At 64.7% G+C, this 26,723-nt stretch carries 28 protein-coding genes; 25 read left to right on the top strand and 3 right to left on the bottom strand.

The window, feature by feature from the left end; translation table 11 throughout:
- Positions 1-46 precede the first annotated feature (46 nt).
- The 10 genes from DL891_RS12500 (at position 47) to dapF (ending at position 10,560) form a co-directional block, all read left to right on the top strand.
- Positions 47-2,845 carry a DNA translocase FtsK gene (locus DL891_RS12500; protein WP_111720913.1) on the top strand — a complete coding sequence of 933 codons (2,799 nt, stop codon included), beginning with the start codon at positions 47-49 and terminating at the stop codon, positions 2,843-2,845.
- Positions 2,842-3,456, top strand: coding sequence for a CDP-diacylglycerol--glycerol-3-phosphate 3-phosphatidyltransferase (gene pgsA, locus DL891_RS12495; protein ID WP_111720775.1), 615 nt, complete (start codon positions 2,842-2,844; stop codon positions 3,454-3,456). Before DL891_RS12500 ends, pgsA begins: the two co-directional genes overlap by 4 nt.
- 26 nt (positions 3,457-3,482) lie before the next feature.
- Positions 3,483-4,073 (top strand): CinA family protein, encoded by a 591-nt coding sequence (locus DL891_RS12490; RefSeq protein ID WP_232819155.1) that lies wholly within the window; start codon positions 3,483-3,485, stop codon positions 4,071-4,073.
- A gap of 176 nt (positions 4,074-4,249) precedes the next feature.
- Positions 4,250-4,558: a helix-turn-helix domain-containing protein gene (locus DL891_RS12485; protein ID WP_111720774.1), complete on the top strand. Its 309-nt coding sequence runs from the start codon at positions 4,250-4,252 to the stop codon at positions 4,556-4,558.
- Positions 4,559-4,683: 125 nt separating this feature from the next.
- Entirely contained in the window at positions 4,684-4,923 is a 240-nt protein-coding gene (locus DL891_RS12480) for a DUF3046 domain-containing protein (RefSeq protein WP_111720773.1), read from the top strand.
- A gap of 241 nt (positions 4,924-5,164) precedes the next feature.
- Positions 5,165-6,259 carry a recombinase RecA gene (gene recA / locus DL891_RS12475; protein WP_111720772.1) on the top strand — a complete coding sequence of 365 codons (1,095 nt, stop codon included), beginning with the start codon at positions 5,165-5,167 and terminating at the stop codon, positions 6,257-6,259.
- Positions 6,260-6,275: 16 nt separating this feature from the next.
- Positions 6,276-7,019, top strand: coding sequence for a regulatory protein RecX (locus DL891_RS12470; RefSeq protein WP_111720771.1), 744 nt, complete (start codon positions 6,276-6,278; stop codon positions 7,017-7,019).
- 75 nt (positions 7,020-7,094) lie between these two features.
- On the top strand, positions 7,095-8,681 hold the full coding sequence (gene miaB / locus DL891_RS12465; protein ID WP_111720770.1) for a tRNA (N6-isopentenyl adenosine(37)-C2)-methylthiotransferase MiaB: 1,587 nt from the start codon (positions 7,095-7,097) through the stop codon (positions 8,679-8,681).
- Positions 8,682-8,707: 26 nt separating this feature from the next.
- Positions 8,708-9,619: a tRNA (adenosine(37)-N6)-dimethylallyltransferase MiaA gene (gene miaA, locus DL891_RS12460; RefSeq protein ID WP_111720769.1), complete on the top strand. Its 912-nt coding sequence runs from the start codon at positions 8,708-8,710 to the stop codon at positions 9,617-9,619.
- Positions 9,620-9,684: 65 nt separating this feature from the next.
- On the top strand, positions 9,685-10,560 hold the full coding sequence (gene dapF, locus DL891_RS12455; RefSeq protein WP_111720768.1) for a diaminopimelate epimerase: 876 nt from the start codon (positions 9,685-9,687) through the stop codon (positions 10,558-10,560).
- 19 nt (positions 10,561-10,579) lie between these two features.
- On the opposite strand, the gene DL891_RS12450 is transcribed toward dapF, so the two are convergent.
- Positions 10,580-11,239, bottom strand: a complete 660-nt coding sequence (locus DL891_RS12450; RefSeq protein WP_111720911.1) for a class I SAM-dependent methyltransferase — start codon at positions 11,237-11,239, stop codon at positions 10,580-10,582.
- Between the two features lie 181 nt (positions 11,240-11,420).
- On the opposite strand from DL891_RS12450, the gene hflX reads away from it, so the two are divergent.
- Positions 11,421-13,028, top strand: a complete 1,608-nt coding sequence (hflX, locus tag DL891_RS12445) for a GTPase HflX (RefSeq protein ID WP_232819154.1) — start codon at positions 11,421-11,423, stop codon at positions 13,026-13,028.
- 6 nt (positions 13,029-13,034) lie between these two features.
- On the opposite strand, the gene lexA is transcribed toward hflX, so the two are convergent.
- Positions 13,035-13,730 (bottom strand): transcriptional repressor LexA, encoded by a 696-nt coding sequence (lexA, locus tag DL891_RS12440; protein WP_111720909.1) that lies wholly within the window; start codon positions 13,728-13,730, stop codon positions 13,035-13,037.
- A gap of 351 nt (positions 13,731-14,081) precedes the next feature.
- On the opposite strand from lexA, the gene DL891_RS12435 reads away from it, so the two are divergent.
- The 4 genes from DL891_RS12435 to DL891_RS12425 all read left to right on the top strand — a co-directional run bounded on the left by DL891_RS12435 (position 14,082) and on the right by DL891_RS12425 (position 16,395).
- Complete coding sequence (locus DL891_RS12435) at positions 14,082-14,552, top strand: hypothetical protein (protein WP_232819153.1); 471 nt, start codon at positions 14,082-14,084, stop codon at positions 14,550-14,552.
- Between the two features lie 13 nt (positions 14,553-14,565).
- Entirely contained in the window at positions 14,566-14,724 is a 159-nt protein-coding gene (locus DL891_RS17135; protein WP_157962494.1) for a hypothetical protein, read from the top strand.
- Positions 14,725-14,813: 89 nt separating this feature from the next.
- A complete protein-coding gene (locus DL891_RS12430; RefSeq protein WP_111720767.1) occupies positions 14,814-15,557 on the top strand; it encodes a HisA/HisF-related TIM barrel protein in 744 nt (247 codons plus the stop codon).
- A 4-nt stretch (positions 15,558-15,561) separates the two neighbouring features.
- On the top strand, positions 15,562-16,395 hold the full coding sequence (locus DL891_RS12425) for an SseB family protein (protein WP_111720766.1): 834 nt from the start codon (positions 15,562-15,564) through the stop codon (positions 16,393-16,395).
- 24 nt (positions 16,396-16,419) lie between these two features.
- Here DL891_RS12425 and DL891_RS12420 read toward each other — a convergent pair whose 3' ends face one another.
- Positions 16,420-16,764, bottom strand: a complete 345-nt coding sequence (locus DL891_RS12420; RefSeq protein ID WP_111720765.1) for a DUF1844 domain-containing protein — start codon at positions 16,762-16,764, stop codon at positions 16,420-16,422.
- Positions 16,765-17,058: 294 nt separating this feature from the next.
- Between DL891_RS12420 and infC the strand changes: the two genes are divergently transcribed.
- The 10 genes from infC to pheT all read left to right on the top strand — a co-directional run bounded on the left by infC (position 17,059) and on the right by pheT (position 26,525).
- On the top strand, positions 17,059-17,712 hold the full coding sequence (gene infC / locus DL891_RS12415) for a translation initiation factor IF-3 (RefSeq protein WP_232819169.1): 654 nt from the start codon (positions 17,059-17,061) through the stop codon (positions 17,710-17,712).
- A 57-nt stretch (positions 17,713-17,769) separates the two neighbouring features.
- Positions 17,770-17,964 (top strand): 50S ribosomal protein L35, encoded by a 195-nt coding sequence (gene rpmI / locus DL891_RS12410; RefSeq protein ID WP_111720764.1) that lies wholly within the window; start codon positions 17,770-17,772, stop codon positions 17,962-17,964.
- A 38-nt stretch (positions 17,965-18,002) separates the two neighbouring features.
- Positions 18,003-18,392: a 50S ribosomal protein L20 gene (gene rplT / locus DL891_RS12405; RefSeq protein ID WP_111720763.1), complete on the top strand. Its 390-nt coding sequence runs from the start codon at positions 18,003-18,005 to the stop codon at positions 18,390-18,392.
- Positions 18,393-18,566: 174 nt separating this feature from the next.
- Positions 18,567-19,367, top strand: coding sequence for an RNA methyltransferase (locus tag DL891_RS12400; protein ID WP_111720762.1), 801 nt, complete (start codon positions 18,567-18,569; stop codon positions 19,365-19,367).
- Positions 19,368-19,437: 70 nt separating this feature from the next.
- On the top strand, positions 19,438-20,193 hold the full coding sequence (locus tag DL891_RS12395; RefSeq protein ID WP_111720907.1) for an amino acid ABC transporter ATP-binding protein: 756 nt from the start codon (positions 19,438-19,440) through the stop codon (positions 20,191-20,193).
- 132 nt (positions 20,194-20,325) lie between these two features.
- The gene (locus DL891_RS12390; protein ID WP_111720761.1) at positions 20,326-21,204 is read left to right on the top strand and encodes a glutamate ABC transporter substrate-binding protein; all 879 of its coding nucleotides are present in this window, start codon (positions 20,326-20,328) and stop codon (positions 21,202-21,204) included.
- A gap of 104 nt (positions 21,205-21,308) precedes the next feature.
- Positions 21,309-21,956, top strand: coding sequence for an amino acid ABC transporter permease (locus DL891_RS12385; RefSeq protein WP_111720760.1), 648 nt, complete (start codon positions 21,309-21,311; stop codon positions 21,954-21,956).
- Entirely contained in the window at positions 21,953-22,867 is a 915-nt protein-coding gene (locus tag DL891_RS12380; RefSeq protein ID WP_111720759.1) for an amino acid ABC transporter permease, read from the top strand. The genes DL891_RS12385 and DL891_RS12380 overlap by 4 nt, the downstream gene beginning before the upstream one ends.
- Before the next feature lie 98 nt (positions 22,868-22,965).
- Complete coding sequence (gene pheS, locus DL891_RS12375; protein ID WP_111720906.1) at positions 22,966-23,988, top strand: phenylalanine--tRNA ligase subunit alpha; 1,023 nt, start codon at positions 22,966-22,968, stop codon at positions 23,986-23,988.
- Positions 23,988-26,525: a phenylalanine--tRNA ligase subunit beta gene (gene pheT, locus DL891_RS12370; protein ID WP_111720758.1), complete on the top strand. Its 2,538-nt coding sequence runs from the start codon at positions 23,988-23,990 to the stop codon at positions 26,523-26,525. Before pheS ends, pheT begins: the two co-directional genes overlap by 1 nt.
- Positions 26,526-26,723 lie beyond the last annotated feature (198 nt).

The following is a 26,723-nucleotide window of genomic DNA, read 5'->3' as shown; positions in this document are numbered from 1 at the left end:
GCGCTCTAAGCCGGTGTTCGGGCCGCGGGCGAGTACCGTTGTCGGCATGGCTACCAGCACCAAGGGCACCCGCGCGCGCAAATCATCACCGCGCAACAGCTCGGCTGCGCCCACCAAGACGAAACCCCTGCCCCGCGCCACCGCGACCCAGAAGACGGTGAAATTCGACGAGCCGGATTCTGGTGCTCCGTTTCTCGTGCGCGCCTGGCTCGGCCTGGCCCACGTGTTCGGTGGCGCGGCCCGCGCCCTCGGTCCAGAGAAACTTGCCAAAGAGGAACGCCGCGACGGGCTGCCGTTCCTGATCACCCTGCTTTCGATCGCCGGCGTGGTGATCGTCTGGTTCTACGCCGGGGCGCCCTGGGCGGTCACGCTCGACGCCTACACATTCGGCGGGATCTTCGGTCGGGTCTCATTCGCGCTGCCGGTGATCATGCTCCTGTTCGCCGTCTGGCTGTTCAGACATCCGAGTTCGGTGCACGACAACGGCAGGATCGGTATCGGCCTGGCAATTCTTCTCACCGGGATCTGCGGCCTCAGCCACCTCGCCGGCGGGCAGCCGCAACCGTCAGCGGGGATGGATTCCCTGGCGCGGGCGGGCGGGCTGCTCGGTTGGCTGCTGGCCGAACCGATCGCGTTCCTGATCACCGTTTACGGAGCCGGAGCCGTCGCCATTCTGCTGATCGTGCTGTCGGTGTTCATCATCACCAAGACCCCGCCGAACCGCGTCGGCCACCGACTGCGCGAACTCTACGCCTACCTGTTCGACCAGACGCTGCCCAGCGAGGAGGAGCGTGCCGCAGCCAAGGCCGCCCGGGCCGACCAGTCCGCCCAGGAAGAGCTGGACGGGATTGACGGCGACGCCGGCGGCCTGCCGTGGTGGCGCCGGAACAGCAGCCGGCGCGAAGAGGATCCCGCATTCTCCTCCCCGGTGATCGAGGCGGATCCGGCCGACCGGACGCCACAAGCCCCGGGCGAGTTCGAGACCCCGCTGGAAACCGCACCCGAGGCGGATTCAGATCATTTCGGCACCGAGTTGCTGGAGGAGATGCTGAGAGCCGAGGAAGCGGTGAAGAAGCTCGGAGCCACCGGTGCCGCCGGTGCCACCTCTCTGCGGGATGACTCGTCATCCGACGACTCACCCACCGACGTGCTGCCCGGGTTCACCGCGCAGGCGGGCGCTGACTTCGACGACGCCGCCGTGCCCGCCCAGACGGCGCCGGAACAACAGGCGCCCTACCGACTGCCGAGCGCCTCCACGCTCAGCGCGGGAACTCCCGCGAAGAAGGCGTCGGTCGCCAACGAAGAGATGGTGCGGGCCATCACCGAAGTGCTGACCCAGTTCCAGGTGGATGCGAAGGTCACCGGGTTCTCCCGGGGGCCGACCGTGACCCGGTACGAGATCGAACTCGGGCCCGGCGTCAAGGTGGAGCGGGTGACCGCACTCAGCAAGAACCTGTCCTACGCGGTCGCCAGCAACGAGGTGCGCATCCTGTCGCCCATCCCCGGCCGCAGCGCGATCGGGGTCGAGATACCGAATACCGACCGCGAGATCGTCTCCCTCGGTGACGTGTTGCGTTCGGCGGCCGCGACCGGCAGCACCCACCCGATGACGATCGGGGTCGGCAAGGACGTCGAGGGTGGCTACGTGGTTGCCAACCTGGCCAAGATGCCGCATCTTCTGGTCGCCGGGGCGACCGGCTCCGGAAAATCCAGCTTCGTCAACTCGATGATCACCAGCCTGCTGATGCGCGCGAAACCACAAGACGTGCGAATGGTGCTGATCGACCCGAAGCGAGTCGAGTTGACCATCTACGCGGGCGTTCCTCACCTGATCACGCCGATCATCACCAACCCCAAGAAGGCCGCCGAAGCACTGCAGTGGGTCGTCAAAGAGATGGACATGCGCTACGACGACCTCGCGTCGTTCGGCTTCCGCCACATCGACGACTTCAACCGTGCCGTGCGCAAGAACGAGATCGTCCTGCCCGCGGGCAGTGAGCGCACGCTCAAGCCCTATCCGTACCTGTTGGTGGTCGTCGACGAGCTCGCCGACCTGATGATGGTGGCACCGCGCGACGTCGAGGATTCGATCGTGCGCATCACCCAGCTGGCTCGCGCCTCGGGCATCCATTTGGTGCTCGCCACGCAGCGGCCGAGCGTCGATGTGGTCACCGGGCTGATCAAGGCGAACATTCCGAGCCGGCTCGCGTTCGCGGTCTCGAGCTCCACCGACTCGCGAGTGATCCTCGATCAGACCGGTGCCGACAAATTGATCGGGCAGGGCGATGGGCTATTCCTGCCGATGGGCGCGAACAAATCGATCCGGGTGCAGGGTGCCTGGGTCAACGAAGACGAGATCACGAAGGTGGTGCAACACGTCACCCGGCAGGCTCGCCCCGAGTACCGGCAGGATGTCGCCGTATCAGTCGAGAAGAAGCAGATTGACGCCGATATCGGAGACGACCTCGAGGTGCTGCTGGCGGCGGCCGAACTCGTGGTCAGCACCCAGTTCGGCTCGACCTCGATGCTGCAGCGCAAACTGCGCGTCGGCTTCGCGAAGGCCGGCCGGCTGATGGACCTGCTCGAGGCACGCGAGATCGTAGGTCCCAGTGAGGGATCGAAGGCCCGTGATGTGCTGGCGACCGCCGAGCAGCTGCCTGAGGTCCTTGCCATGCTGCGCGGCGAGGGCGATGGCCCGGTGCAGGCTGCGGCGGCCCCCGACGCGCCGGCCGAATCGGCTGATGAGGACCGTTATGGCCGTGACCCGGTCGGCGCCATGACCGAGGGACTGCCCGAAGCCGATGAACCCGACGAAGACGCCTGGCACCTGACGGGACGAGAGTGAGCGAGCCCGTCGCCGGTGGCGCAGCGGCCGGACGCACGAGCAACTTCAACCTGCCGAACATCATCACGGTCGTGCGCATCCTGCTCGCGCCGGTGTTCATCTGGATGCTCCTCACGGACGACGGGCAGGACGGCCCGCTCCGGTTCTGGGCCGCCGGATTGTTCATCGTCGCGATCGCGACCGACGGTATCGACGGGTACATCGCGAGGCGCTGGAATCTGGTCACCGACCTGGGCAAGCTGCTCGACCCGATCGCGGACAAGGTGCTGACCGGCTCGGCCCTGGTCTGCCTGTCGATCCTTGCAGAGCTGCCCTGGTGGGTCACGATCGTCATCCTGGTGCGAGAGATAGGCATCACCGTCTACCGGTTCGTGGTGCTGGACAAACACGTGATTCCGGCATCCAGGGGCGGCAAGCTCAAGACCCTGGTGCAGGCTGTGGCGATCTCATTCGCGCTCGTGCCGTTCTGGATCTTCTTCGGTGATTGGGTGTACTGGCTGAACACGGGTCTGATGACCGCGGCCGTGATCCTCACCGTGCTCACCGGCATCGATTACCTGGTGAGTGCCTACCGCGAGAACAGAAAGCCTTCAGGAGCGGCCACGTCGTGATCGATGGCCCCAGGAATGAGGACCGCGTGAACGATGGCGTCCTGAACGACGACCGCGACCGCGACACCACCGCGCGGGTGGTGACGGAACTGATCAAACGCGAGCTGACGATTGCCTGCGCCGAGTCGCTGACCGGCGGTCTGCTGGTCGCTGAGCTCATCCGGGTGCCCGGAGCGTCTGCGGCCGTGCGCGGTGGTGTGGTCGCCTACGACACGCAGCTGAAACATTCCCTCCTCCACGTCGATGCGAAGCTCCTGGCGGACCATGGGCCGGTGCATCCGGAGGTCGCCTGCCAGATGGCCGTCGGGGTCGCGCGTGCCGCCGCAGTGAACGGCACGAACGCCGATATCGGCATCGCCACCACCGGTGTCGCCGGACCAGACTGGCAGGGTGGTTTAAGACCTGGCACCGTCTACATCGGCCTGGCCTTCCGGGGCGCCGTGCACGCGACGAAGTTGGCGCTGCCCGGCGACCGTGCACGGGTCAGGGTGGAAACGGTGCGCCGTGCGATCCGGGAGATCGAAATTGCGCTTGGGCTCCCACCGTCTTCTGCTCAGGCCGACGACTCTGTTCAGTCCGACGACTCTGTTCAGGCCGACGACTGCGGGAATGTTTGAGCGGGATCGGTCGTTGTGATTGATAACGGGCGAGCCCGTCCGTTATACAGAAAGTTCACAAGAAAGCCACAGTCATGCTGAGTAGTGTCTTGAACATCGGTGGGGACTGCTACCATCCCACTGGGACACAATCTCATGACCGGCACAAATTTGACAGGCAGTGAAGGAGGCTCCAAATGATTTTAGTTCGTCAAGAAATCGGTGACGTGCTCCGGGACTTCCGCCTACAGAAAGGCCGCACCCTGCGTCAGGTCGCCAGCAAGGCGAGCGTGGCGTTGGGGTACCTCAGTGAGGTTGAGCGCGGGCAGAAGGAAGCTTCATCCGAGATTCTCGCGTCGGTGGCCGACGCGTTGGAAACCCCGATCTCGGTGATCATGCGCGAAGTCGGAGACCGACTCGCGATCGTCGAGGGCATCGATCCGATCCCTGACACCGTACCCGACGACTTTGTCGCACACTTCGATGTTGACCTTGTGGCTCATTGAGCCTCAGTCCATGAGGACACCCCGCCGGACTCGGCGGGGTGTTCTTGTCTGCAGGCGTCGGTGTTCCGGCGCGATTCGGTGCACCGGTGTTCGTGACAGGCTGTGCGACCGGTTAGTTTTGACAGATGCGATTGAGTGACTTCTGGCAACTGGTGTCCGACGAGTTCGGCGAGGCCTACGGCCGGGTGCTGGTGCGTGACCTTGCGCTGACGGGCCTGGCCGGCAGCACCGGTGCACAGGCACTCGGGGCAGGGGTGGGTGCGCGCGACGTGTGGCTGGCGCTCTGCGTGGCCATGGATGTGCCGAAGAACCGCTGGCACGGTCTCACGCTCGCGGAGAAGAAGCGCGCGGGACACGCCGACTGAATCTCCTCGAATACGTGTTCGATCTTTGCTAGGCTCCTCTACAGCATCGAATCGAATCGACTTATGCACACCATGCCTGTTGTCCCTGACAATGTCGGTGCATCGGCGTACAGTCGCACATGTCGAAGAATCGGCGCAACCGCCTTGTTGCAGACGTTTCACATCACCGCTAGAAAGCGCAGAAACGTACTCGACAGCCTGTGGGCACACCGAAGCGTCACCAACGAAATGAGAAACCGAAATGGCATCAGCAGCTGACCGCGAAAAGTCCCTGGAATCCGCCCTCGCCCAGATCGACCGCCAGTTCGGCAAGGGCTCGGTCATGCGCCTCGGCAGCGACGAGCGCGCCCCCGTCGCGGTGATCCCGACCGGATCGATCGCACTGGATGTGGCGCTCGGCATAGGCGGGCTGCCGCGCGGCCGAATCGTTGAGATCTATGGGCCGGAGTCCTCCGGTAAGACCACGTTGACGCTGCACGCCATAGCAAACGCTCAGGCTGGAGGCGGGATCGCCGCGTTCATCGACGCCGAGCACGCGCTCGACCCCGAATACGCCAAGACATTGGGCGTCGACATCGATGCGCTTCTCGTCTCTCAGCCCGACACCGGCGAGCAGGCGTTGGAGATCGCCGACATGCTGGTGCGCAGCGGATCGATCGACCTGATCGTGATCGACTCGGTGGCCGCCCTGGTGCCGCGCGCCGAGATCGAGGGTGAGATGGGTGACTCACACGTCGGCCTGCAGGCCCGGCTCATGTCGCAGGCGCTGCGCAAGCTGACCGGTGGGCTCAGCCAGACCGGTACAACCATGATCTTCATCAACCAGTTGCGCGAGAAGATCGGGGTCTTCTTCGGCAGTCCCGAGACCACCTCGGGTGGTAAGGCGCTCAAGTTCTATGCGTCGGTGCGACTCGACATCCGCCGGATCGAGACTCTGAAGGAGGGCACCGACGCGGTCGGAAACCGCACCCGGGTCAAGGTGGTCAAGAACAAGATGGCGCCACCGTTCAAACAGGCCGAGTTCGATATCCTGTACGGCATCGGCATCTCCCGCCAGGGCAGCCTGATCGACTTCGGTGTGGATCAGGAGATCGTGCGTAAATCGGGCGCCTGGTACACGTACGAGGGCGAACAGCTGGGCCAGGGCAAGGAGAACGCCCGCCGCTACCTCACTGAGAACCCCGCGGTGGCCGACGAGATCGAGCAGCGCATCAAGGCGAAGCTCGGCATCGGTCAGCCGAAGATCCAGGCGGTCGAGCCGGTAGAAGCCGAGAGCCCTGACGCATCCGCAGTTGCAGCGCCCGCCGTGGCAAAGCTCGCCCGCAAGGGCGCCTGACGCGGAGCGCGTCGCAATGAACCAGACACCAGATAACGACGAGCCCCTGGCTCCGGTCTCCTTCCTCCCGTGGGTGCGGCAGGACGAGGCCGGGCCGGGCGCGGCCCCACCGGCGGCAGATGAACCCGCGGCAGATGAACTCCCGGCCGTTCAACTCGCGGCAGTCCCACTCGCGGCAGTCCCACCCGCGGCAGTCCCAGCGGTGATGGACGGGCCGAGCGCCGAGGAAGCCGTGTCGGAAGCCGACCACATTGAACATGACCGGGTCGAGCGCATTGTGCTGAACAGTTTGCGCCGTCGGGGCCTGTCCGAATGGGAGGTCACCGAGATCCTGCGCGCCAACGAGGTATCCTCCGAGGTGTGGCATGAGTGGATCGAACGTCTTCGCCTGCTCGGCTACCTGAATGATGCGCAACTGGCCGAACAATTGGTGCAGACCCATCACGGCCGAAAGGGGCTCGGGCGACAGGCTGTCGCGCGTGAACTGAAGTCCAGACACATCCCGCAAGACGTGATCGAAGCCGCCCTCGAGGTGATCGACGCCGATGAGGAGCAGGAGCGAGCCACCGAGCTCGCCCTCAAGCGTGCCGGGCAGCTGTCCAGTTATGACAACGCGACTGCGACCAGGCGCCTCACCGGTTTTCTCCTGCGCAAGGGATACTCCTCTGACGTGATGAGGCATGCCATAGACACGGCTATGGCCGATCGCATCGGTAAACGCGGCACCGGCGGCGCGAGCCGCACGGTGCAGTTTCGCTGAACCGGGCCTGTGACCGGAGCGATCCTCTGTCACCCAGCCCGTGCACATTCTCCCGATCGGTAAACTAGCCAGATCATGAGCATGACCACCCAGGAACCCACCGTCATCCCCGTTTCACCGGCGGCCACCGACGACAGCGGTCGACCGCGCACCTATGAGGTGCGCACCTACGGCTGTCAGATGAACGTGCACGACTCCGAACGGCTCGGCGGGTCATTAGAAGCTGCGGGCTATGTCAGTGCCCAAGGTTCCGAGGCCGACGTCGTGGTGATCAATACCTGCGCGGTGCGTGAGAACGCCGACAACAAGCTGTACGGCAACCTCGGGTACCTCGCCTCGGTCAAGCGTCGGCACCCCGGAATGCAGATCGCGGTCGGGGGCTGCCTGGCCCAGAAGGACAAGAATGTAATCCTCTCGAAGGCCCCGTGGGTCGACGTGGTGTTCGGCACCCACAACATGGGGTCCCTCCCGCGGCTGCTCGAACGGGCCAGGCACAACAACGAGGCGCAGATCGAGATTCTTGAATCGTTGGAGACATTCCCTTCCACCTTGCCGACCAAACGTGATTCCAGCTACAGCGGGTGGGTGTCCATCTCAGTCGGCTGCAACAACACCTGCACGTTTTGCATCGTGCCCGCACTCAGGGGAAAGGAGAAGGACCGCCGTCCCGGCGACATTCTGGCCGAGATCCAGGCGCTGGTTGATGATGGCGTGATCGAGGTCACCCTCCTCGGCCAGAATGTGAACTCCTACGGAGTCGAGTTCGGCGACCGGCTGGCATTCGGCAAACTGCTTCGTGCGGCGGGGCAGATCCCCGGGCTGCAGCGCATCCGCTTCACCAGCCCACACCCGGCGGCGTTCACCGACGACGTCATCCACGCCATGGCCGAGACACCGACGGTGATGCCCCAATTGCACATGCCCCTGCAGTCGGGGTCGGATCAGGTTCTCAAGGCGATGCGCCGCTCGTACCGGTCGAAGAAGTTCCTGGGGATCCTGGAACGGGTGCGTGAACAGATCCCAGACGCCGCGATCTCCACCGACATCATCGTCGGGTTCCCCGGGGAGACGGACGAAGACTTCGAGGACACCCTGCGGGTCGTGCGCGAGGCACGTTTCGCATCGGCCTTCACGTTCCAGTACTCGATCCGACCCGGCACCCCCGCCGGCGAGATGAAGAACCAGATCCCCAAGGCCGTCGTACAGGAACGGTATGAGCGCCTCGTCGAATTGCAGGACCACATCTCGCTCGAGGAGAACCAGAAACAGGTTGGCCGCACGGTCGAGGTTCTGGTCGCCAACGGAGAAGGCCGTAAAGACGCCGACACCCACCGCCTGTCCGGCCGCGCCAGGGATTCCCGACTGGTGCACTTCTCGGTTCCGTCCACCTCGGCAGTTCCGCGTCCGGGCGACCTGGTGACCGTCACCGTCACCCAGGCAGCGCCCTTCTACGTGCTGGCCGACACCGATGCCGCCGAACTTCAGATCACTCGCACCACCGCCGGTGATGCCTGGGACCGGCAGGCGGCCGAGAGCTGCGGCGCTGCGGCCCCGACATCCGGCGACGCTCCAGTTCGCGTTTCGCTCGGCCTTCCGATGGTGCGTACCGAGGCGCGCCAGGTGACCATGCCGATCTATGACCAGACCGACGGGGAACGCTGAGTGTTGAGCCCGGCCTCGGCCGACAGATGCTGATCGTCATCGCCGGGCCGACCGGCACAGGCAAGAGCGCCTTGTCGCTGGAACTCGCCGCCCGGTACGAGGCAGCGGGCAGGGCGGCTGAGATCGTGAACGCCGATTCCATGCAGCAGTACCGGGGCATGGACATCGGCACGGCAAAACTCGATCCGGGCTCGCGCGCACGTTTTCCCCACCACCAGTTCGATGTGCTCGACGTGACCGAGACGGCCAGTGTGGCCGACTACCAACAGCGGGCACGGCAGACGATCACCCAGATCCAGGAGCGCGGTGCCGTGCCGATCCTGGTGGGTGGCACCGGGCTGTACATCGCCGCGGTCATCCATGACCTCCAGTTCCCGGTGCGCGATGACACGGTGCGCCAGGCGCTCGAGGCAGAACTCGCGCAGTCTGGTCCCGGGATGCTCTGGCGACGACTGCAGCAACTCGACCCCGAGGCCGCTGCCTCGATCGACGCCCGGAACGGCCGCAGGGTCGCTCGGGCGCTCGAAGTGGTCACGCTCACGGGCCGACCATTCAGCGCCTCCCTGCCATCCGACCCGGTGCCCTGGCAGGAAACCGTCCAGTTCTTCCTGGACGGCGACCGCGCGATACTGCGCGAGCGGGTCGCACGGCGCAGCGCGCAGATGTTTCGTGACGGGCTCCTCGACGAGGTGGCAGGACTGATTCCGCTCGGCCTTGATCGCGGCGTGACCGCACGACAGGCGATCGGCTATGCGCAGGCGCTGGCGGTGCTCGGCGGCGAACTGGACGTTGCGCAGGCCGTTGACGAGACGATCCGCCTCACCCAGCGGTACGTGCGCCGACAGCGCTCCTGGTTCGCGCGGTACGACCAGATGCACCGGCTCGACTTCGCCGACGAACGGGTGGCGCACACCGCTTTCGAGCTCAGCGGCGAGTGACGCCCGCTGACGAGCGGGGCCAGCCGTGAGCGGGGCCGAGCTGTGAAGGCTGGCAGACTGGTCGGATGACCACACTGCAGTTCACCAAGGGACAGGCCACCGGCAACGACTTTCTGGTCTATGCCGACCCCGAGGGGCAGAACCCACTCACCGGGGCCCAGATCGCGTGGCTGTGCCACCGCCACTTCGGGGTGGGTGCCGACGGGTTGATCCGCGCCGTTCGCTCGACCCATATCGTCGACGGATCCCAGGCCCTGGCCGCGGATGAGGCGGCCGAGTGGTTCATGGACTACTACAACGCGGACGGAACCCCTGCCGCCATCTGTGGCAACGGCATCAGGGTGCTCGCCCAGTACCTGGTCGAGCGCGGCCACGTTCAGCTGCCGCGGACCGACACCCTCACGATCGGCACCAGGTCAGGTATCCGCGACCTCCAGCAGAACAGGAGCGGGTTCCAGGTCGACCTCGGCCGGTGGCGCCTTGACGAGTCCGAGACGTTGGTGCGTGCCAAAGATCTGCACGTCGCGCGGCCCGGGCTCACCATCGAGCTCGGAAACACGCACGTCGTGGTGGCGCTGTCTGGTGACGATGAACTCGACGGGGTGGACCTCGGAGTCATTCCCGTTCTCGAGCCGGCGGGTGCGGGTGCTCGGAACATCGAATTCGTGGTGCCGGGTGAGCCCCTCGTGAAGGACGGCGTGGGAATGATCCGCATGCGGGTGCACGAGGCAGGCAGTGGCGAAACACTCAGCTGCGGAACCGGGGCCGCTGCCGCAGCTCTCGCGATCCGGCATTGGGCCGGACCAACCGCCCCGCACCACTGGCGGGTAGAGGTGCCCGGCGGCACCTTGGCTGTGCGAATGTTTCCCACCGAAGACGGGGAACACGTGGCGCTGTCAGGGCCGTCGGAGCTGATCTTCGACGGGAGTATCACCCTCTAGTCGAGTCGGCCGCCGTCGCTCACCCGGGGTCGTGGCCCTCTGCCAAGCGGCGCACCTCCAGCACCCGATAGCCCTTGGAGATCTCCGCGCGAAGAACGGTGAATTCGGCGGGAAGGGCCTCGCCCAGCCACCGCTGCAGCGAATCGGAGCCGAGATTCTTCTGCACGACCAGCCACGCCGACGAATCCGGCTGAAGACGGGGCAGCCAGGACAGCATCAGCTCGTGCAACACCTGTTTGCCGACCCGGATCGGGGGGTTCGACCAGATGGTTGCGAACCGAACCTCGGCCGGAACCTCCTCGGGGCGCACAGCACGCACATTGTCCAGGCCGAGGGTGGCCGCGTTTCGCCGCACCAGGTCCAGGGCTCGATCGTTCACATCCACGGCCCACACCCTCGCATCAGGGCTGGACAGGGCGAGGCTCAACGCAATCGGACCCCAGCCGCAGCCCAGATCAAGCAGGTCACCAGTGGTGGGAGCAGCCGGGGTGTGCTTCAGCAGCACCCGTGTACCGTCGTCCAACTTTCCGGAGCTGAACACGCCGGAGGCCGTGGTCAGGCGATACTCCCGGCCCGCCAACAGAACATCGAACGGGCGCAACGAGGATTCGCTGGCCGGATTCGCCGTGAAGTAGTGGTCGCCGCCTTGCTCCACACTGCCCACTTTATCGCTGCCCATACTCCCGCCGCCCAAACTGCCGCCGTCCAATTTCCTGGTGCCCCCCTGCACGCAGCATCTGTCTGCGCGGCCCATCTGCACGCTGTCTGTCTGCGTGCGGTCGATCTCAACGCCATACAGCTGAACGCTGTACATCTGAAATGAATGTACTCGACCGGGCGCGGGTAGGGTTAACCGGAAGATGATGAAAACTTCAGGGCCAACGCCCGATTTCGAGACCGACCCCCAGAACGAGCCGTCCGCGTCCGCCCACGATTCCCACGGGCCGAGCGACCCGGGGGACTTGAATGACCCGGTGGCGCGCATTCTCGCCCGATCCCACGCGAAGTCGGCAGGGTTCTCCCTCTTCGGCAGTGGGGCAGGCGCCACGAGCCTGCAGGCGGAGGAGGGCGAAGCCGAACCCAACCTCTATGACGGCGACCAGCTCGACCGGGATGACCGTCAGGCCATGCGGCGCGTGGCGGGTCTGTCCACCGAACTCGAAGACGTCACCGAGGTGGAATACCGAGAGGTGCGACTGGAGAACGTCATTCTGATCGGGATCTACCCGCAGGGAGGGCTGGAGGAGGCCGAGAACTCGTTGCTCGAGCTGGGAGCCCTCGCTGAGACCGCCGGCGCGGTCGTGCTCGACGGCCTGCTCCAGAAGCGATTGCACCCCGACCCGAGCACATACCTGGGCCGAGGCAAGGCGCAGGAGTTGAAAGCAACCGTGCAGGCGCTCGGGGCGGATACCGTGATCGCCGATGACGAACTGGCCCCGAGCCAGCGTCGTGCGTTGGAAGACGTGGTCAAGGTCAAGGTGATTGACCGAACCGCGGTGATCCTCGATATCTTCAGCCAGCACGCGACCAGCCGTGAGGGCAAGGCCCAGGTGGAACTCGCCCAACTGGAATACCTCCTCCCGAGGCTGCGCGGCTGGGGTGAGTCGATGTCGCGTCAGGCTGGCGGGCAGGTGGGTTCGGGCGCCGGGATGGGTTCGCGCGGACCCGGTGAGACGAAGATCGAGTTGGACCGTCGTCGCATCCATACCCGAATGGCCAGACTGCGCAAGCAGATGGTGGCGATGAAGCCCAACCGGGAGGCAAAGCGGGCGACCCGCAAGCGCAATGCGGTGCCCTCCGTCGCAATTGCCGGCTACACCAACGCTGGCAAGTCCTCCCTGCTGAACCGGATCACCCACGCGGGGGTACTGGTCGAGAATGCCCTGTTCGCCACGCTGGATGCCACCGTGCGCAAGGCGGAGACCGCCGATGGCCGGCACTACACCCTGACCGACACCGTCGGTTTTGTGCGCAACCTGCCACACCAGTTGGTCGAGGCGTTTCGGTCCACCCTGGAAGAAGTGGCCGACGCCGACGTGATCGTGCACGTGGTCGACGCCGCCCACCCCGATCCAGCCGGTCAGATCAATACGGTCCACGAGGTGATCGGCGAAGTGGGCGGCCGGGATATCCCCGAGATCATCGCTTTCAACAAGAGCGACTTGGTCGGTGACGACGACCGACTGCTTTTGCGGGGGCTCGCACCAGACGGGGTCTTCGTCTCCGCCCGCACGGGCGAGGGCATTGACGAGCTGCTTGCCGCAATTGCCGACGCACTGCCGACTCCGTCAATCGAAGTGCGACTACTGGTGCCCTACGACCGCGGTGACATCGTCACCATGTTGCACGACCACAATCGCGTGCTCAGCACCGAATATGTGGCCAGCGGTACCGAAGTGCACGCGCTGGTCAACGCGGAATACAGCGGGCTCGTGGAGCCGTTCAGCATCGATCCGATCGAAGACTGACCGCGACTACACGGCCCGCAGCACTGCAACAACCTTGCCGAGGATCTGGGCGAAGTCACCGAGGATGGGCTCGAAGTTGGTGTTGCGCGGCAGTAGCCACGTGTGTCCGTCTCGCTGACGGAACACCTTGACCGTGGCCTCATCGTCGAGCATCGCCGCGACGATCTCCCCATTCTCGGCCGTCGCCTGCTGGCGCACGACCACCCAGTCGCCATCGCAGATGGCCGCGTCGATCATCGAGTCGCCGACGACCTTCAGCATGAACAGCTCACCCTTGCCGACCAGGCGGCGGGGGAGCGGAAAGACCTCGTCAATCTGCTGGTCTGCGGTGATCGGGATCCCGGCGGCGATTCGCCCCACCAGCGGAACCATAGCCGCGTCACCGACAGGGATGGCATTCTCGGCGAAACTCTGCTCCGGCTCGCCGTCGCCCTGATCGGATGCCGGCAGGTGGATCAGCACCTCGAGGGCGCGAGGTTTGTTGGCATCCCTGCGAAGATAGCCGCTCAACTGCAATTGATTGAGCTGGTGGGTGACACTCGACAATGAGGCCAGACCGACGGCATCCCCGATCTCGCGCATGCTCGGCGGGTAACCGCGCTGGGCCACGGAGCGTTGGATGGTCTCGAGAATGGCCCGCTGCTTGGCGCTCAGACTCTTGCGGCGGCGAGTGTTCTTCGCCGGTGCTGATCCCTGGTCCAATGAAGCCGGTTCGGTAGGTGCCGGGTCGTTGGCCACGCGGCTCACGCTCCTTCTGTTAGCAACCGCCGCGACGCAATGTCGGTGGTGTCTGGTTGTGTGTGTTGCATCTCATCGAAACTGTATCTGAATAGCAGGCGTGACTCAAACATCTGTTCGAGCGTGTCGCATGCAATTGGGCGGATTGGTGAGGTTTCAATCGAATACCTGCTTGACCATGAGAACAATAGAAGATATGTTCAGTACATAGATTCGCATCCGGCCCTCCCGGCCGAGGGTTGGATGCGAATACTACTGAAGGTTTCTTGGCCCTCACATCGTGCGTAAGGGCCACGCACCAGGAGGAGAACGCATATGTCCGCACCATCAGCCACCGTCACCGCCCACGGCACGGTCCGCCCAGTTGCGATTGTCGCGTCCGCTGCGCGGTCATATGATGCAGCGTCCTCAGGTGCACCGTCCTCAGGTGCACCGTCCTCGGGTGCACCGTCTTCCGGTGCCTTGACCCACACCCGGCTGCGGATCACCCGGCGTGGGCGTGCAGTGCTCACCGGACTGGTCGCCGTGCCTGTTGTGGCGGCAGCCCTCATCTTCGCTGTGAACGGTGGCGGTGCGATAGCCGACAGCGCAACGGCGTCTCCGGCGGTGGTCTTCGACCACGTCACAGTTCACGCCGGGCAATCGCTGTGGGAGCTGGCAGAGTCGGTTGCTCCCTCTGCCGACCCCCGTGACGTCATCGCCGAGATCATGACGTTGAACCAATTGGAGACCGCTTCGGTCCTGCCCGGGCAGTTGCTGGCGATTCCCGCCGCCTACTCGCGGTGAGGCACCGGCCGTCGTGTGGTTGCCCGACATCGATCACCCACGTCGTAGCCTCGCAGTGCAGGCCTCGCCGTCGGAGCTGATCAAATCGTGGCTGATCGAATCGTGGCTGTTCGAATCGGGGCTGTTCGAATCGGGGCTGTTCGAATTCGGCGTGAACCGCGATCTGAAGTAGGCTTTATCGTTGTTCGACATACTGCCGAACCGGAACTCGGCCATGCGAGATCCCGCTGAGCGATTGGTCCTGTGTGGCCAGGGGCATTGATGAGTGACTTCAACCGAGCGCCGGGACTCACCCTGTTTCCGGCCGTACCCGTCATCGGCGGCAAGACCGAACGAGTGTGCCCGGCAGGGGACGGAACGAAGACATTCGTGGATCCGGCCGAAGCCACGGCGCAGTGGGCCAGAAATGGCGCCCGCTGGGTGCACGTCGTCGATCAAGACGCCGCCTTCCGACGCGGCAACAACCGAGCAGCGATCAAGCGCATCCACAAACTGGCCCGCTCGATCAGTGTTCAGGTTTCCGGCAGAATCGTCGACGAGGACTCCCTGGAAGCGGCACTGGACAGCGGGGCAACCCGCATTGTGCTGAGCACCGCGGCGTGGGAGAACCCGGAGTGGGTCGCGAACGTCATCGCCCGCCTGGGCGAGCAGGTCGCAGTTGCCCTGGACGTTCGTGATAACGTCTTGGCGTCACGGGGCTGGACCGACGGCGGTCAGAACCTGGGCTCGGCCATTGAGCGACTCGACGCGATCGGATGCTGCCGTTACGTCATCACCGACGTCACCCGTGATGGAACCCTGGCCGGACCGAATCTGGAACTGATCAGGGAAATCCTGGACCACACGCATCGCCCCGTGATCACCGCAGGCGGTATCGCAAGCCTCGACGACCTCGCCGAACTGCGAGAACTGGTGCCGCGCGGGTTGGAGGGCGCCATCGTCGGCCGGGCCCTTCAACGCCAGGTGTTCAGCCTTGCCGAAGCCCTCGACGTCGCGGGAGGCTGAGAAGATGCAGGACAACAGTGCTGACGCACGTGCAGATGGGCGCACCGCACCGGAGGGCCACGCTGAACACGTGCTCGCCGATCCCGCGATCGCTGATTCCGCAGGTCAACCGTGGGCCGGGCGCAGATTCGAGGAGAATCCGTTCGATGGCGACGACGGAGCGGCGGCGCCCGAGTTGGTCGGCGCACTGGGCGGGTTTCGAAACGGCGAGTTCAATGAATCCTACGTGATCGATGTGCTTCGGGGGGTGAGGCTGCTCATCCCGCTCGTCGCGCACGCGGGCGACGTCGGCGTGAACGCACGCGGGCAGAAGGTGGACAAGACCCAAGAACTCGCCATCGTCACCGTTGCCGGACCGGACGGCCGCACAGTATTGCCCGTGTTCAGCTCGGTGGCCGCAATGAGCAGGTGGAGTACCGAAGCGCGCCCGGTTCCTGCCAGTGCTGTGCGGGTGGCCCAGGCGGCTGCGGGGGAGCAGACCGATGTGGTCATTCTCGACCCGACCAGCCAGACCGAATTCGCCATCAAACGGCCCGCCCTATGGGCGATGGCCAAAGGCGAACCGTGGTCCCCGTGTTATGACGACCCGGCCGTACACGACTACTTCCACCAGTCGGTGGCGCGCGAACCCTCAGTGATCGCCATGTCGCTGTCAGCCGGCGATCCCGGCGCCCGGCTGGCCGGGCCGGAACTGATCATCCGGCTCGAACTGATTCCCGGCCTGGCGCGAGAAGAACTCGATCAGATTTTGGGTCGCCTTCAGGCCTCCTGGGCACGCAGCACCATCATTGCCGACAGGGTCGACTCGTTGAGCCTGCAACTGGCCGCCTCCACCTGACCGCGGCGCGTGGGCGTGGCCGCTTCAGTTGACCGGGCCCGTGTATTTCTCGCCGGGGCCCTGCCCGATCGGATCCGGGTGGGACGAAGCCTCACGGAACGCCAGTTGCACCGAGCGCAGGCCGTCGCGAAGGCTGCGCGCGTGCTGGTCGCCGATATCAGCCGCACTGGCGGTGACGAGGCCGGCGAGGGCATTGATCAGCTTGCGCGCCTCGTCGAGGTCGGTCTGGGTCTCCGGGTCGTCGGCCAGGCCGCACTTCACCGCGGCGGCACTCAACAGGTGGACGGCCGTGGTGGAAATCACCTCCACCGCTGAAACGTCGGCGATGTCGCGCACGGCTTGCTTCTCGGGGCTGTCGTTCACCAGGATCCTCTGCTAGAGTTATGCGGGCTTCGGGCACTAGACTCGAAGCGAAAGTGGAGAATCTCCCACCCGCGTTTACCGCATCACTAGGTTACCGGGTTGTTAGCACTCCGTCACGGCGATGCGATCCTGTAAAAGGGGCCGCCCGCGGCGACAGCCAGGGTGCAGTACCGATCCGGTCGGTGAACGAATAAGACCGGGTCTGAAGCAGCGCGAGCTGCCGGTGCGAGAATTTCCTCCGAAGAACGTGAGCGGCATCCGTCGTGCACAGCACAAAACACATCACAAGAGGAGAAACGCATCAGCGACCCCCGTACCAATGACCGTATCCGCGTCCCCGAAGTACGCCTGGTGGGCCCAGCAGGCGAGCAGGTGGGTGTCGTGGCGATCGATGTCGCCCTGCGCCTGGCGCAGGAAGCCGACCTGGATCTGGTTGAGGTAGCCCCCAACTCGAAGCCGCCGGTCGCCAAGATCATGGACTACGGCAAGTACAAATACGAAGCCGCGCAGAAGGCTAAGGAAGCCCGCCGCAACCAGGCGAACACCATCTTGAAAGAGGTGCGTTTTCGACTGAAGATCGACAAGCACGACTACGAGACCAAGCGCAAGCGCGCCGAGGGCTTTCTCAAGGGCGGCGACAAGGTCAAGGCCATGATCCTGTTCCGCGGCCGTGAACAGTCACGCCCAGACCAGGGTGTGCGCCTGTTGCAGAAGTTCGCCGAAGACGTGCAGGAGTTCGGTTCGATCGAATCGACCCCGACCATTGACGGACGCAACATGGTGATGGTCATCGGCCCGCACCGCAACAAGTCCGACGCGAAGGCCGAGGCCGTCGCGCACCGTGCGGCGAACAAGGCGCAGTCGAACCCGCGTGGCGGACAGTCATCAGCTGACGACTCAGCAGATGACTCGGCAGATGACTCGGCCGACGAAGCGTCAGCCACAACCGAGTAACCAATCTTCGGCCACCGCACCCGGCGGCCGGTTCAACCACAAACCCAAGGAGAAACCATGCCCAAGCAAAAGACCCACTCCGGGTCTAAGAAGCGATTCAAGATCACCGGAACCGGCAAGATCATGAAGCAGCAGGCGGGGATGCGACACAACCTCGAGGTGAAGAGCGCGCAGCGCAAGAGCCGCCTCAACCAGGACCAGGTGCTGTCACCGGCCGACGCCAAGGTCGTCCGCACCATGCTCGGCAAATAGCCCCAGGCTTCAGCAAAGATCGTTAGGAAAATAAGAAAATGGCAAGAGTAAAAAGGGCAGTCAACGCCCACAAGAAGCGTCGCGTCATCCTGGAGCGCGCCGAGGGCTACCGCGGTCAGCGTTCACGCCTGTACCGCAAGGCGCACGAGCAGGTTCTGCACTCGCTCACCTACAGCTACCGCGACCGTCGTGCCCGCAAGGGCGACTTCCGTCGCCTGTGGATCCAGCGCATCAACGCGGCGAGCCGCGCCAACGGCCTCACCTACAACCGTCTGATCCAGGGCTTGGGTCTGGCTGGCATCGAGGTCGACCGCCGCATGCTGGCAGAGTTGGCTGTCAACGAGCCGGCCACGTTCGCCGCGCTGGTTGAGAGCGCCCGCCAGGCGCTGCCCGCAGACACGTCGGCGCCAAAGGTAGCCAACGCGTAGGTAGTTCTGAGAGTTGAAGAGGAGGGGGCGTCGAGACGCACCCTCCTTCTTCATTTTCTATAGATCTGTCGCTTCGCGGCACAAAGGTCACCCGGGTTCACCCACGACGCGCAGGTTGCATTTCACCCGCGCGCCCCACCCGAGCACGGGGTGCGGCGCACGTACGATTGCCCCATGCTCGACAATCCTCGTTCGCCCCGCGTCAGGGCAGTGACCAAACTCGCTCGCAAGGCTGCTCGCAGCGAAACCGGTCTGTTCCTGTTGGAGGGGCCACAGTCGGTGGCGGAGGCGCTCCAGTTCCGTCCAGAACTGGTGATGGAGCTGTATGTCACACCGACCGCGCTGGAACGCCACCCGGCGATTGCGCATGCCGCCGAGGAGGCGGAGGTCGACATCGACTTCGTCACCGAACAGGTGCTCGACGCCATGGCCGACACGGTGACTCCGCAGGGGTTCATTGCCGTGTGCCGTCAATTCCCGACATCGATCAAAGACATCCTTTCCGCCGATCCGCGACTCGTGGTGATTCTCGAGGAGGTGCGTGACCCGGGCAATGCCGGCACCATCATCCGCACCGCGGATGCCGCCGGCGCGGATGCCGTCATCCTCACCGGGCGCAGCGTCGACCTCTACAACCCCAAGGTGGTGCGCTCCACCACGGGCTCGATCTTCCACATTCCCGTGGCGGTAGACCTCGAACTGGAGGCTGTCCGGGCTCGGCTGATGGAAGCCGGACTGCAGATTCTGGCCGCGGATGTGAGCGGCGACGATCTGCTGGCCGCGCGCACACAAGGCGTTCTAGCCGCTCCGACGGCGTGGCTGTTCGGCAACGAGGCCCGCGGGCTCACCGACGAGCAATTAGCCGTGGCCGACCGCGTCATCCAGGTGCCGCTCTACGGGCACGCCGAGTCAATCAACCTCGCCATGGCCGCCTCCGTGTGCCTGTACGAGAGCGCGTTCGCCCATCGGGGGTGAACGGTCACGTCTTCGTCACGAAACCGATTCTGATTTGGTGACCGATGCGGTCGTGTGGTTACCTGAAGAAATGGTGCCCTCACACAGCGGTGACGCGTTAGTCGTTATCGACCAGATCAACAAGCACTACGGCACGCTCCATGTTCTGAAGAACATCACGACCCAGATCAGGGCCGGGGAAGTCGTTGTCGTCGTCGGCCCGAGCGGGTCTGGCAAGTCCACACTGTGTCGTGCGATCAACCGTCTTGAGACCATCGACAGTGGCACAATCACGATCGACGGCAAGCTGCTCCCCGAAGAGGGCAGTGGCCTGGCAAAACTCAGGGCTGACGTCGGAATGGTCTTCCAATCGTTCAACCTGTTTGCCCACAAGACGATACTCGAAAACGTCACCCTCGGCCCACGCAAGGTGCGCGGTTTGTCGAAGGAGGCCGCCAACAAGCGAGCGATGGATCTGCTTGATCGCGTCGGCGTCGCGAACCAGGCGAACAAGATGCCGTCACAACTCTCCGGAGGGCAACAGCAGCGGGTGGCGATCGCACGGGCGCTGGCGATGGAGCCCAAGGTCATGCTTCTGGACGAGCCCACGTCGGCGCTCGACCCCGAAATGATCAGTGAAGTGCTCGACGTCATGGTGCAACTTGCGCACGACGGGATGACCATGCTGGTCGTCACCCACGAGATGGGTTTCGCCCACAAGGCTGCCGACCGCGTTTTGTTCATGGCCGACGGCGAAATTGTCGAAGAGGCCACCCCAGACGAGTTCTTCAAAAACCCGAAGTCGGTGAGGGCCAAGGACTTCTTGTCCAAGATCCTCACGCACTGACCGAAATTCGCACCCGCTGCCGTGCCTTCAGGCAAGTAGCGGACGCGCCCAGTGCAACTGGAAGCGCACAGTACCAAGCAGTACCAACCAGTACCAACCAGTACCAACCAGTACCAACCAAGGAGAACACAGATGAGATTCCGAAAAGCACTGGCCGCTTCGGCCATGGCCGCGGCAGCATTGCTGGCGCTCGGCGCGTGCGCCGGCGGCGGCGACGCCGCACCCGCCCCTGACGCCAGCAGTGGCTCCGAAGCGCCCACCTTCGCGGCCGGCACCACCATGGCGAAGCTCGCCGATGCTGGCAAGATCAAGGTCGGCACCAAGTTCGACCAGCCACTGTTCGGTCTCAAGGGACCCGACGGCACACCGGTCGGCTTCGACGTCGAGGTTGCGAAGATCGTCGCCAAGGCGCTCAATATCGACGCAGGCAACATCGAATGGGTTGAGACGGTCTCCGCGAACCGTGAGCCGTTCATCGAGAATGGCACCGTCGACATCGTGGTCGCCACGTACACGATCAACGACAAGCGCAAGGAAGTCATTTCCTTCGCCGGGCCGTACTACATCGCGGGCCAGGACCTCCTGGTGCTTGAAGGCAACCCCAAGGGCATCACCGGTCCCGAAGACCTCAAGGGCAAGCCCGTCTGCAGTGTGTCCGGATCCACCTCGGAGAAGAACATCATGGAGTACGGCGTCGACCTGATCACGACCGACACCTACTCCAACTGCCTGGAGCCGCTGCGCAGCGGCAAGGTGATCGCGGTCACCACCGACAACGTGATTCTGGCCGGCCTCGCCGACCAGAACCCCGGTGAATTCATGGTTCTCGACAAGCCGTTCACCAAAGAGCCTTACGGTATCGGCCTCGCGCACGATGACGCAGACTTCCGTGGCTTCATCAACGACGTGCTTGAGGAATCCTTCAAGGACGGCGCCTGGGCCGCAGCCTGGGAGTCCACCGCGGGTAAGGTGCTGAGCACCCCGCAGCCCCCGGCACTCGACCGCTACTAGTCGCTGCCAGTCGCTGAAGGTGCGGCCCATCCTCGCGGATGGGCCGCACCCCAGCTTTATTCTTTGACTTCTGAATCACGTTGAACTCGCCCGGGAGGTGACGCATGGACGCCATCATTGCCGTCACACCGCTTTACCTTGCGGGCATGGTGAAGACCCTCCAATTGTTGGTCATCGCGGGCATCGGCGCTTTCATTGTGGGCGTATTCGTCGCAGCGCTGAGAATCTCACCGGTACCAGCACTCCGGGCATTCGCCACCGCCTACACAGAACTCATTCGAAACGTTCCACTGTTGCTGGTGCTGTTCTTCTTCGCCTACGTGATGCCCATCCTGGGGTCGAATCTGGACTATTTCACCCTCGCGGCCATCGGCCTGACCGTGTACACGTCACCATTTGTCGCGGAGGCCGTGCGCTCCGGTATCAACGGGGTGCCTGTCGGCCAGGCGGAGGCTGCGCGGAGCATCGGGCTCGGGTTCACGCAGACGGTCACGCTGATCGTGCTCCCACAGGCCGGGCGCATGGTCGTGCCACCACTGATCAACGTTTTCATCGCGTTGACCAAGAACACATCGGTGGCCGGCCTGTTCTTCGTTGATGAGTTGTTCAAGGCCACCGGCCCCGCCACCCGGGACTACAGCGACGCCATCATCCCGGTGTTGCTGTATGCCGGGGCGCTCTACCTGAGCATCACCGTTCCGCTGGGGATCCTTGCGGGCTACATCGAGAAGAAGGTGACGGTGCTGCGATGAGTGTTCTCTACGACGCCCCCGGCCCGAAGACTCGGCGCCGGTCTCGGATCGCATCGGTCATCAGCATCCTCGCGATAATCGGTCTGCTGGTCTGGCTCTACTTCACGCTCGCGGCACCCCGGATCTCCGCGAACGGCGTGGAGACCCCGGGCATGTTCGACCCATCGCGCGCCGACATTCTCTCTGACCCCATCCTGTGGCAGGCATTCGGCCGCGGAGTCGTGAACACTCTCCGGATGGCCGCCGTAGCCGCGATTCTCGCCGTTGCTGTCGGGATCCTGTTCTCGTTCGGCCGTTCTGCACGCAGTCGATGGGTGCGCATCCCGACGACGGTGATCCTGGAATTCCTCCGGGGACTGCCCGTCTTGTTGATGATCTTCTTCGTTTTTCTGGTGTTCTCAACCGGCTCATACTGGGCAGGGGTCATCGGTCTCGGGCTGTACAACGGCGCAATCATCGGCGAGGCGTTGCGAGCCGGAATCCAGGCGCTTCCCCGAGGCCAGCGCGAGGCGGGGATGTCGATCGGCCTCACGGTGTTGCAGACACGATTCTTCATCGAGTTCCCGCAGGCATTCCGCCAGATGCTGCCGATCATCATCGCCCAACTCGTTGTGCTCCTGAAGGACACGTCACTGGCCTATGTGGTCAGTTACCAGGAGCTGGCGCGCACGATCAAGGGATTGCAGGATTTCTACGGCAACCGGTACCTCTTCACCCTGTACGCGGTCGGCCTGGTTCTCTATCTGATCCTGAACCTGTCGCTCTCGTGGCTCGCACGCTACATCGCCCGTCGCAGCGGACCCAAGCAGGGAGCGACAATCGACCCCGAAGTCCCGAAGATCCCCGGCGGAGACGGAACTCAGGCGCTCATGCTCCCCCTGCGCGGTGGCAACCTCAAACGCGGAGGCTGACCGGCCACGCCACCGGCGGCGGCCGGAGCCGACTAAACTTGGGCGCTGTGTCTGACAATGTAATTTCTGGAGCCCACTCGGCCGCAGGTTCCCCGGCCATCACCGAAACCGTCGTCGGCGCTGCATGCGACGCGGCACTGGTTGCAGCCGAAGCTGCCGAGACGACCGCGGCACTGAAAGCCGCCAGGATCGAGCACACCGGGGAGAGCTCGGCCCTCGCCCGGCTGAACGCCGCAATCCGCGACCTGGACAAGAACGACAAGGCCGCGGCCGGTAAGCTCGTCGGCCAGGCACGCGCCCAGGTGAACCAGGCGTTCGCCGCCCGTGAGGCCGAAATCGCCGAGGTCGAACAGGCCGCCCAACTGGCGGCCGAACGGGTCGATGTCACGGCGGCCGACAGTCGCTGGCGGCCGGGAGCCAGGCATCCGCTCGCCCTGCTGCAGGAGAAGATGGCGGATGTGTTCATCGGTATGGGCTGGGAGGTCGCCGAAGGCCCCGAGCTCGAGAGCGAATGGTTCAACTTCGACGCGCTCAACTTTGATGAGGACCACCCCGCCCGCGCACTTCAGGACACGTTTTTCACCGAACCCACCGATGCCCACCTGGTGCTGCGCACCCACACGTCGCCGGTACAGCTGCGCGCACTGCTCAGCCGTGAACTGCCGGTCTATGTGATCGCGCCCGGCCGCACGTTCCGTACGGACGAACTCGACGCCACTCACACCCCGGTCTTTCACCAGATCGAGGGCATTGCGATCGACAAGGGACTGTCGATGGCCCACCTGCGCGGCACCCTCGACCACTTCGTCAAGTCGATGTTCGGCGACGAGGCGAAGGTGCGACTTCGGCCCAACTATTTTCCGTTCACCGAGCCGAGCGCTGAACTGGATGTGTGGCATCCGACGTTCTCAGGCGGGGCCCAATGGATCGAATGGGGTGGCTGCGGCATGGTCAACCCGAACGTTCTGCGCTCGGCGGGGATCGATCCCGAGGTGTACTCCGGGTTCGCGTTCGGAATGGGAGTGGAGCGGGCATTGATGTTCCGCAACGATGTGAAGGACATGCGCGACATGGTCGAAGGCGATATCAGGTTCAGCCAGCAGTACGGAATGAGCCTCTGATGCGGGTACCACTGAGCTGGTTGGCCGAGTTCGTCGATCTGGAACCCGGATCCACGGCCGCAGATGTGCAGGCGGCGCTGGTCAAGGTCGGTTTCGAAGAAGAAGACGTGCACAACTTTGAGATCTCCGGGCCGGTTGTGGTCGGCGAGGTGCTGGAGTACATCGACGAACCACAGACAAACGGCAAGACGATCCGGTGGTGCCAGGTCAACGTCGGTCCCGACGCCGACACCGGTAAGGATGACGTGCGCGGAATCGTCTGCGGCGCCCACAATTTCGAGGTCGGTGACCGGGTGGTGGTGACCCTCCCGGGCTCCGTGCTGCCCGGGCCGTTCCCGATCGCAGCGCGCACGACCTACGGCCACACTTCCGACGGCATGATCGCGTCGACCAGGGAGCTCGGCATCGGTGACGAGCACGACGGCATTCTCGTGCTCTCCACCCTCGGGCTCAACCCAGAGCCAGGAACCGACGCCATCACTCTGCTCGGTCTGGACGACACGGCCGTCGAAGTGAACGTCACACCCGATCGCGGCTACGCCCTGTCGATTCGTGGGATCGCGCGCGAATACTCGCACGCGACCGGGGCCGAATTCCGCGACCCGGCAACTGTGGTCGCCGACCCGGCTGAAGGCGCCGGTGCCGGCACGGCCTACCCGGTGATCGTCGACGACGACGCGCCGATCCGCGGCCGAATCGGTTGTACGGTGTTCGTCGCCCGCGTCGTGCGCGGCGTCGATCCGACCAGACCGTCACCGGCCTGGCTCGTTGCCAGACTCGCCCTGGCGGGAATCCGCTCGATCTCCCTGATCGTCGACGTCACCAACTACGTGATGCTGGAACTCGGCCAACCGATCCACGGCTACGACTTGGACCGCTTGACCGGACCGATCACTGTGCGCCGCGCGAAGGCGGGGGAGACCCTCACCACACTCGATGACAAGGTTCGCACACTCGACGTGCAGGACCTGCTGATCACCGACGAATCCGGCCCGATCGGGCTGGCCGGTGTGATGGGCGGTGCGTCGACAGAGATCACGGACGCCACCGTCGATGTGCTGGTGGAGGCCGCGAATTTTGACCCGGTTTCTGTGGCACGCACCGCCCGCCGACACAAGCTTCCGAGCGAGGCGTCCAAACGCTTCGAGCGAGGCGTCGACCCGGCTGTGGCCGTCGCGGCGGCAACCCGTGTCGTGCAGCTGCTCGTCGACCTGGCCGGTGGTGAGGCCGATGGGTCCGGTTCCGCACTCGCGCACGCCACGGAGGCGGCAACGATCGAGTTGCCGACAGGATTCGTGGCCGGGTTGATCGGCGTGGACTATACCGCCGACCAGGTGCGCGAGGCGCTGGCTGAGATCGGCACGCGCATCGACGAGACCGAGTCCGGGCTGCGGGTCACCGCGCCCAGCTGGCGTCCTGACCTCACGACTAAGTGGGACCTGGCCGAGGAGGTAGCCCGTATCAACGGCTACGACCGCATTCCGTCGGTGCTGCCGATCGCCCCGCCCGGGCACGGGCTCACCCACGCGCAGTCGGTGCGCCGCCAGGTCGCGCAGACACTCGCGGCGACCGGTCACACCGAGGTGCTCGCCTACCCGTTCGTCTCCGAATCGTCGAACGCACTGTTCGGCCAGGCCACCGGTGGCGCGATCGGGCAGGTCAAGATCGCCAACCCGCTGGATTCCGAAGCCGCCTGGCTGCGCACGTCGCTTCTGCCCGGCCTGATCCAGATCGCCGTGCGCAACCGCTCACGCGGCCTGACCGACCTGTCGCTGTTCGAGATCGGTGTCGTCTTCCTGCCCGAAGCTGACCGTGAATACGGGCACCCGATGGTGCCCGCGGGCGCCGGGCGGCCGACTCGGGAGGTGGAGGCCGCGCTGAATGCGGGAATCCCTCCGCAGCCGCGCCACGTCGGCGTGCTGCTCACCGGTCACACCGTGCCGAAGCAGCCGGGAAACCAGGCGGCGGATGCCGGATGGCGCGACGCGCTCGAAGCGGTGCAGCAGGTGGCCCTGGCCACCGGGGTCGCGATCGGGGTGCGACAGGGCAACCACGCCGGAATGCACCCGGGCCGCTGCGCAGAACTTTTCGTCGAAACGGATGCCGGCACCTCGTGTGTCGGTTTCGCCGGAGAACTGCTGCCCCAGGTGGCGAAGTCGTTTGACTTCGTGCACCCCGTCGCGGTGGCCGAACTCGACCTCGACCGGGTGATCGCACATTCTGGAGCCGCCGTGGTCTCGACACCGATCGGCACTCAGACAGCAGCCACCCAAGACCTCTCTCTTGTGGTGGCCGAGGAGATCCCGGCCGGCGATGTGCTCGCCACCGTGATCGAGGGGGCTGGCGCCCTGCTGGAAGAGGCGGTGCTCGTAGACGACTATCGCGGCGCCGGGGTGCCCGACGGAGCGAAGTCGCTGACGTTCGCGTTGCGGTTCCGTGCCGCTGATCGCACCCTGACAGCAGCCGAGGCCTCCGAGGCGAAACTCGCCGGAGTGGCGCTGGCGGCCAAGCGTCACGACGCCCAGATCCGCGATTGACGGTCCCCAGCCCCATGCTGATCCAGCCGCGAAGGCACGCGTGACTGTGCAGTAGTTGGGGTTATCCGAAGGGCAGAGTCATATGGTCGTAGCAACGCTCTGAGTGATGGAGTGTCTATTGGTCAAGTTGTTTCCGGCGAATACGCGGACCGAGTTCGTTGATCTGGTGTGCGCCGGCGCGTCCGTGTCTGGTGCGGC

Source organism: Homoserinimonas sp. OAct 916 (assembly GCF_003260275.1).
Taxonomy (GTDB): Bacteria; Actinomycetota; Actinomycetes; order Actinomycetales; family Microbacteriaceae; genus OACT-916.
The sequence above is the reverse complement of the archived record's forward strand: the minus strand, read 5'-3'. Positions and strand labels throughout refer to the sequence as shown.

What these genes read in the sequence shown, in the direction of transcription:
- DL891_RS12500 (WP_111720913.1), top strand. Translation starts at nt 47, where the DNA reads ATGGCTACCAGCACCAAGGGCACCCGCGCGCGCAAATCATCACCGCGC.
- DL891_RS12485 (WP_111720774.1), top strand. Translation starts at nt 4,250, where the DNA reads ATGATTTTAGTTCGTCAAGAAATCGGTGACGTGCTCCGGGACTTCCGC.
- DL891_RS12480 (WP_111720773.1), top strand. Translation starts at nt 4,684, where the DNA reads ATGCGATTGAGTGACTTCTGGCAACTGGTGTCCGACGAGTTCGGCGAG.
- recA (WP_111720772.1), top strand. Translation starts at nt 5,165, where the DNA reads ATGGCATCAGCAGCTGACCGCGAAAAGTCCCTGGAATCCGCCCTCGCC.
- DL891_RS12470 (WP_111720771.1), top strand. Translation starts at nt 6,276, where the DNA reads ATGAACCAGACACCAGATAACGACGAGCCCCTGGCTCCGGTCTCCTTC.
- miaB (WP_111720770.1), top strand. Translation starts at nt 7,095, where the DNA reads ATGAGCATGACCACCCAGGAACCCACCGTCATCCCCGTTTCACCGGCG.
- miaA (WP_111720769.1), top strand. Translation starts at nt 8,708, where the DNA reads ATGCTGATCGTCATCGCCGGGCCGACCGGCACAGGCAAGAGCGCCTTG.
- dapF (WP_111720768.1), top strand. Translation starts at nt 9,685, where the DNA reads ATGACCACACTGCAGTTCACCAAGGGACAGGCCACCGGCAACGACTTT.
- DL891_RS12450 (WP_111720911.1), bottom strand. Translation starts at nt 11,239, where the DNA reads ATGGGCAGCGATAAAGTGGGCAGTGTGGAGCAAGGCGGCGACCACTAC.
- hflX (WP_232819154.1), top strand. Translation starts at nt 11,421, where the DNA reads ATGATGAAAACTTCAGGGCCAACGCCCGATTTCGAGACCGACCCCCAG.
- DL891_RS12435 (WP_232819153.1), top strand. Translation starts at nt 14,082, where the DNA reads ATGTCCGCACCATCAGCCACCGTCACCGCCCACGGCACGGTCCGCCCA.
- DL891_RS12430 (WP_111720767.1), top strand. Translation starts at nt 14,814, where the DNA reads ATGAGTGACTTCAACCGAGCGCCGGGACTCACCCTGTTTCCGGCCGTA.
- DL891_RS12425 (WP_111720766.1), top strand. Translation starts at nt 15,562, where the DNA reads ATGCAGGACAACAGTGCTGACGCACGTGCAGATGGGCGCACCGCACCG.
- rpmI (WP_111720764.1), top strand. Translation starts at nt 17,770, where the DNA reads ATGCCCAAGCAAAAGACCCACTCCGGGTCTAAGAAGCGATTCAAGATC.
- rplT (WP_111720763.1), top strand. Translation starts at nt 18,003, where the DNA reads ATGGCAAGAGTAAAAAGGGCAGTCAACGCCCACAAGAAGCGTCGCGTC.
- DL891_RS12400 (WP_111720762.1), top strand. Translation starts at nt 18,567, where the DNA reads ATGCTCGACAATCCTCGTTCGCCCCGCGTCAGGGCAGTGACCAAACTC.
- DL891_RS12395 (WP_111720907.1), top strand. Translation starts at nt 19,438, where the DNA reads ATGGTGCCCTCACACAGCGGTGACGCGTTAGTCGTTATCGACCAGATC.
- DL891_RS12390 (WP_111720761.1), top strand. Translation starts at nt 20,326, where the DNA reads ATGAGATTCCGAAAAGCACTGGCCGCTTCGGCCATGGCCGCGGCAGCA.
- DL891_RS12385 (WP_111720760.1), top strand. Translation starts at nt 21,309, where the DNA reads ATGGACGCCATCATTGCCGTCACACCGCTTTACCTTGCGGGCATGGTG.
- DL891_RS12380 (WP_111720759.1), top strand. Translation starts at nt 21,953, where the DNA reads ATGAGTGTTCTCTACGACGCCCCCGGCCCGAAGACTCGGCGCCGGTCT.
- pheT (WP_111720758.1), top strand. Translation starts at nt 23,988, where the DNA reads ATGCGGGTACCACTGAGCTGGTTGGCCGAGTTCGTCGATCTGGAACCC.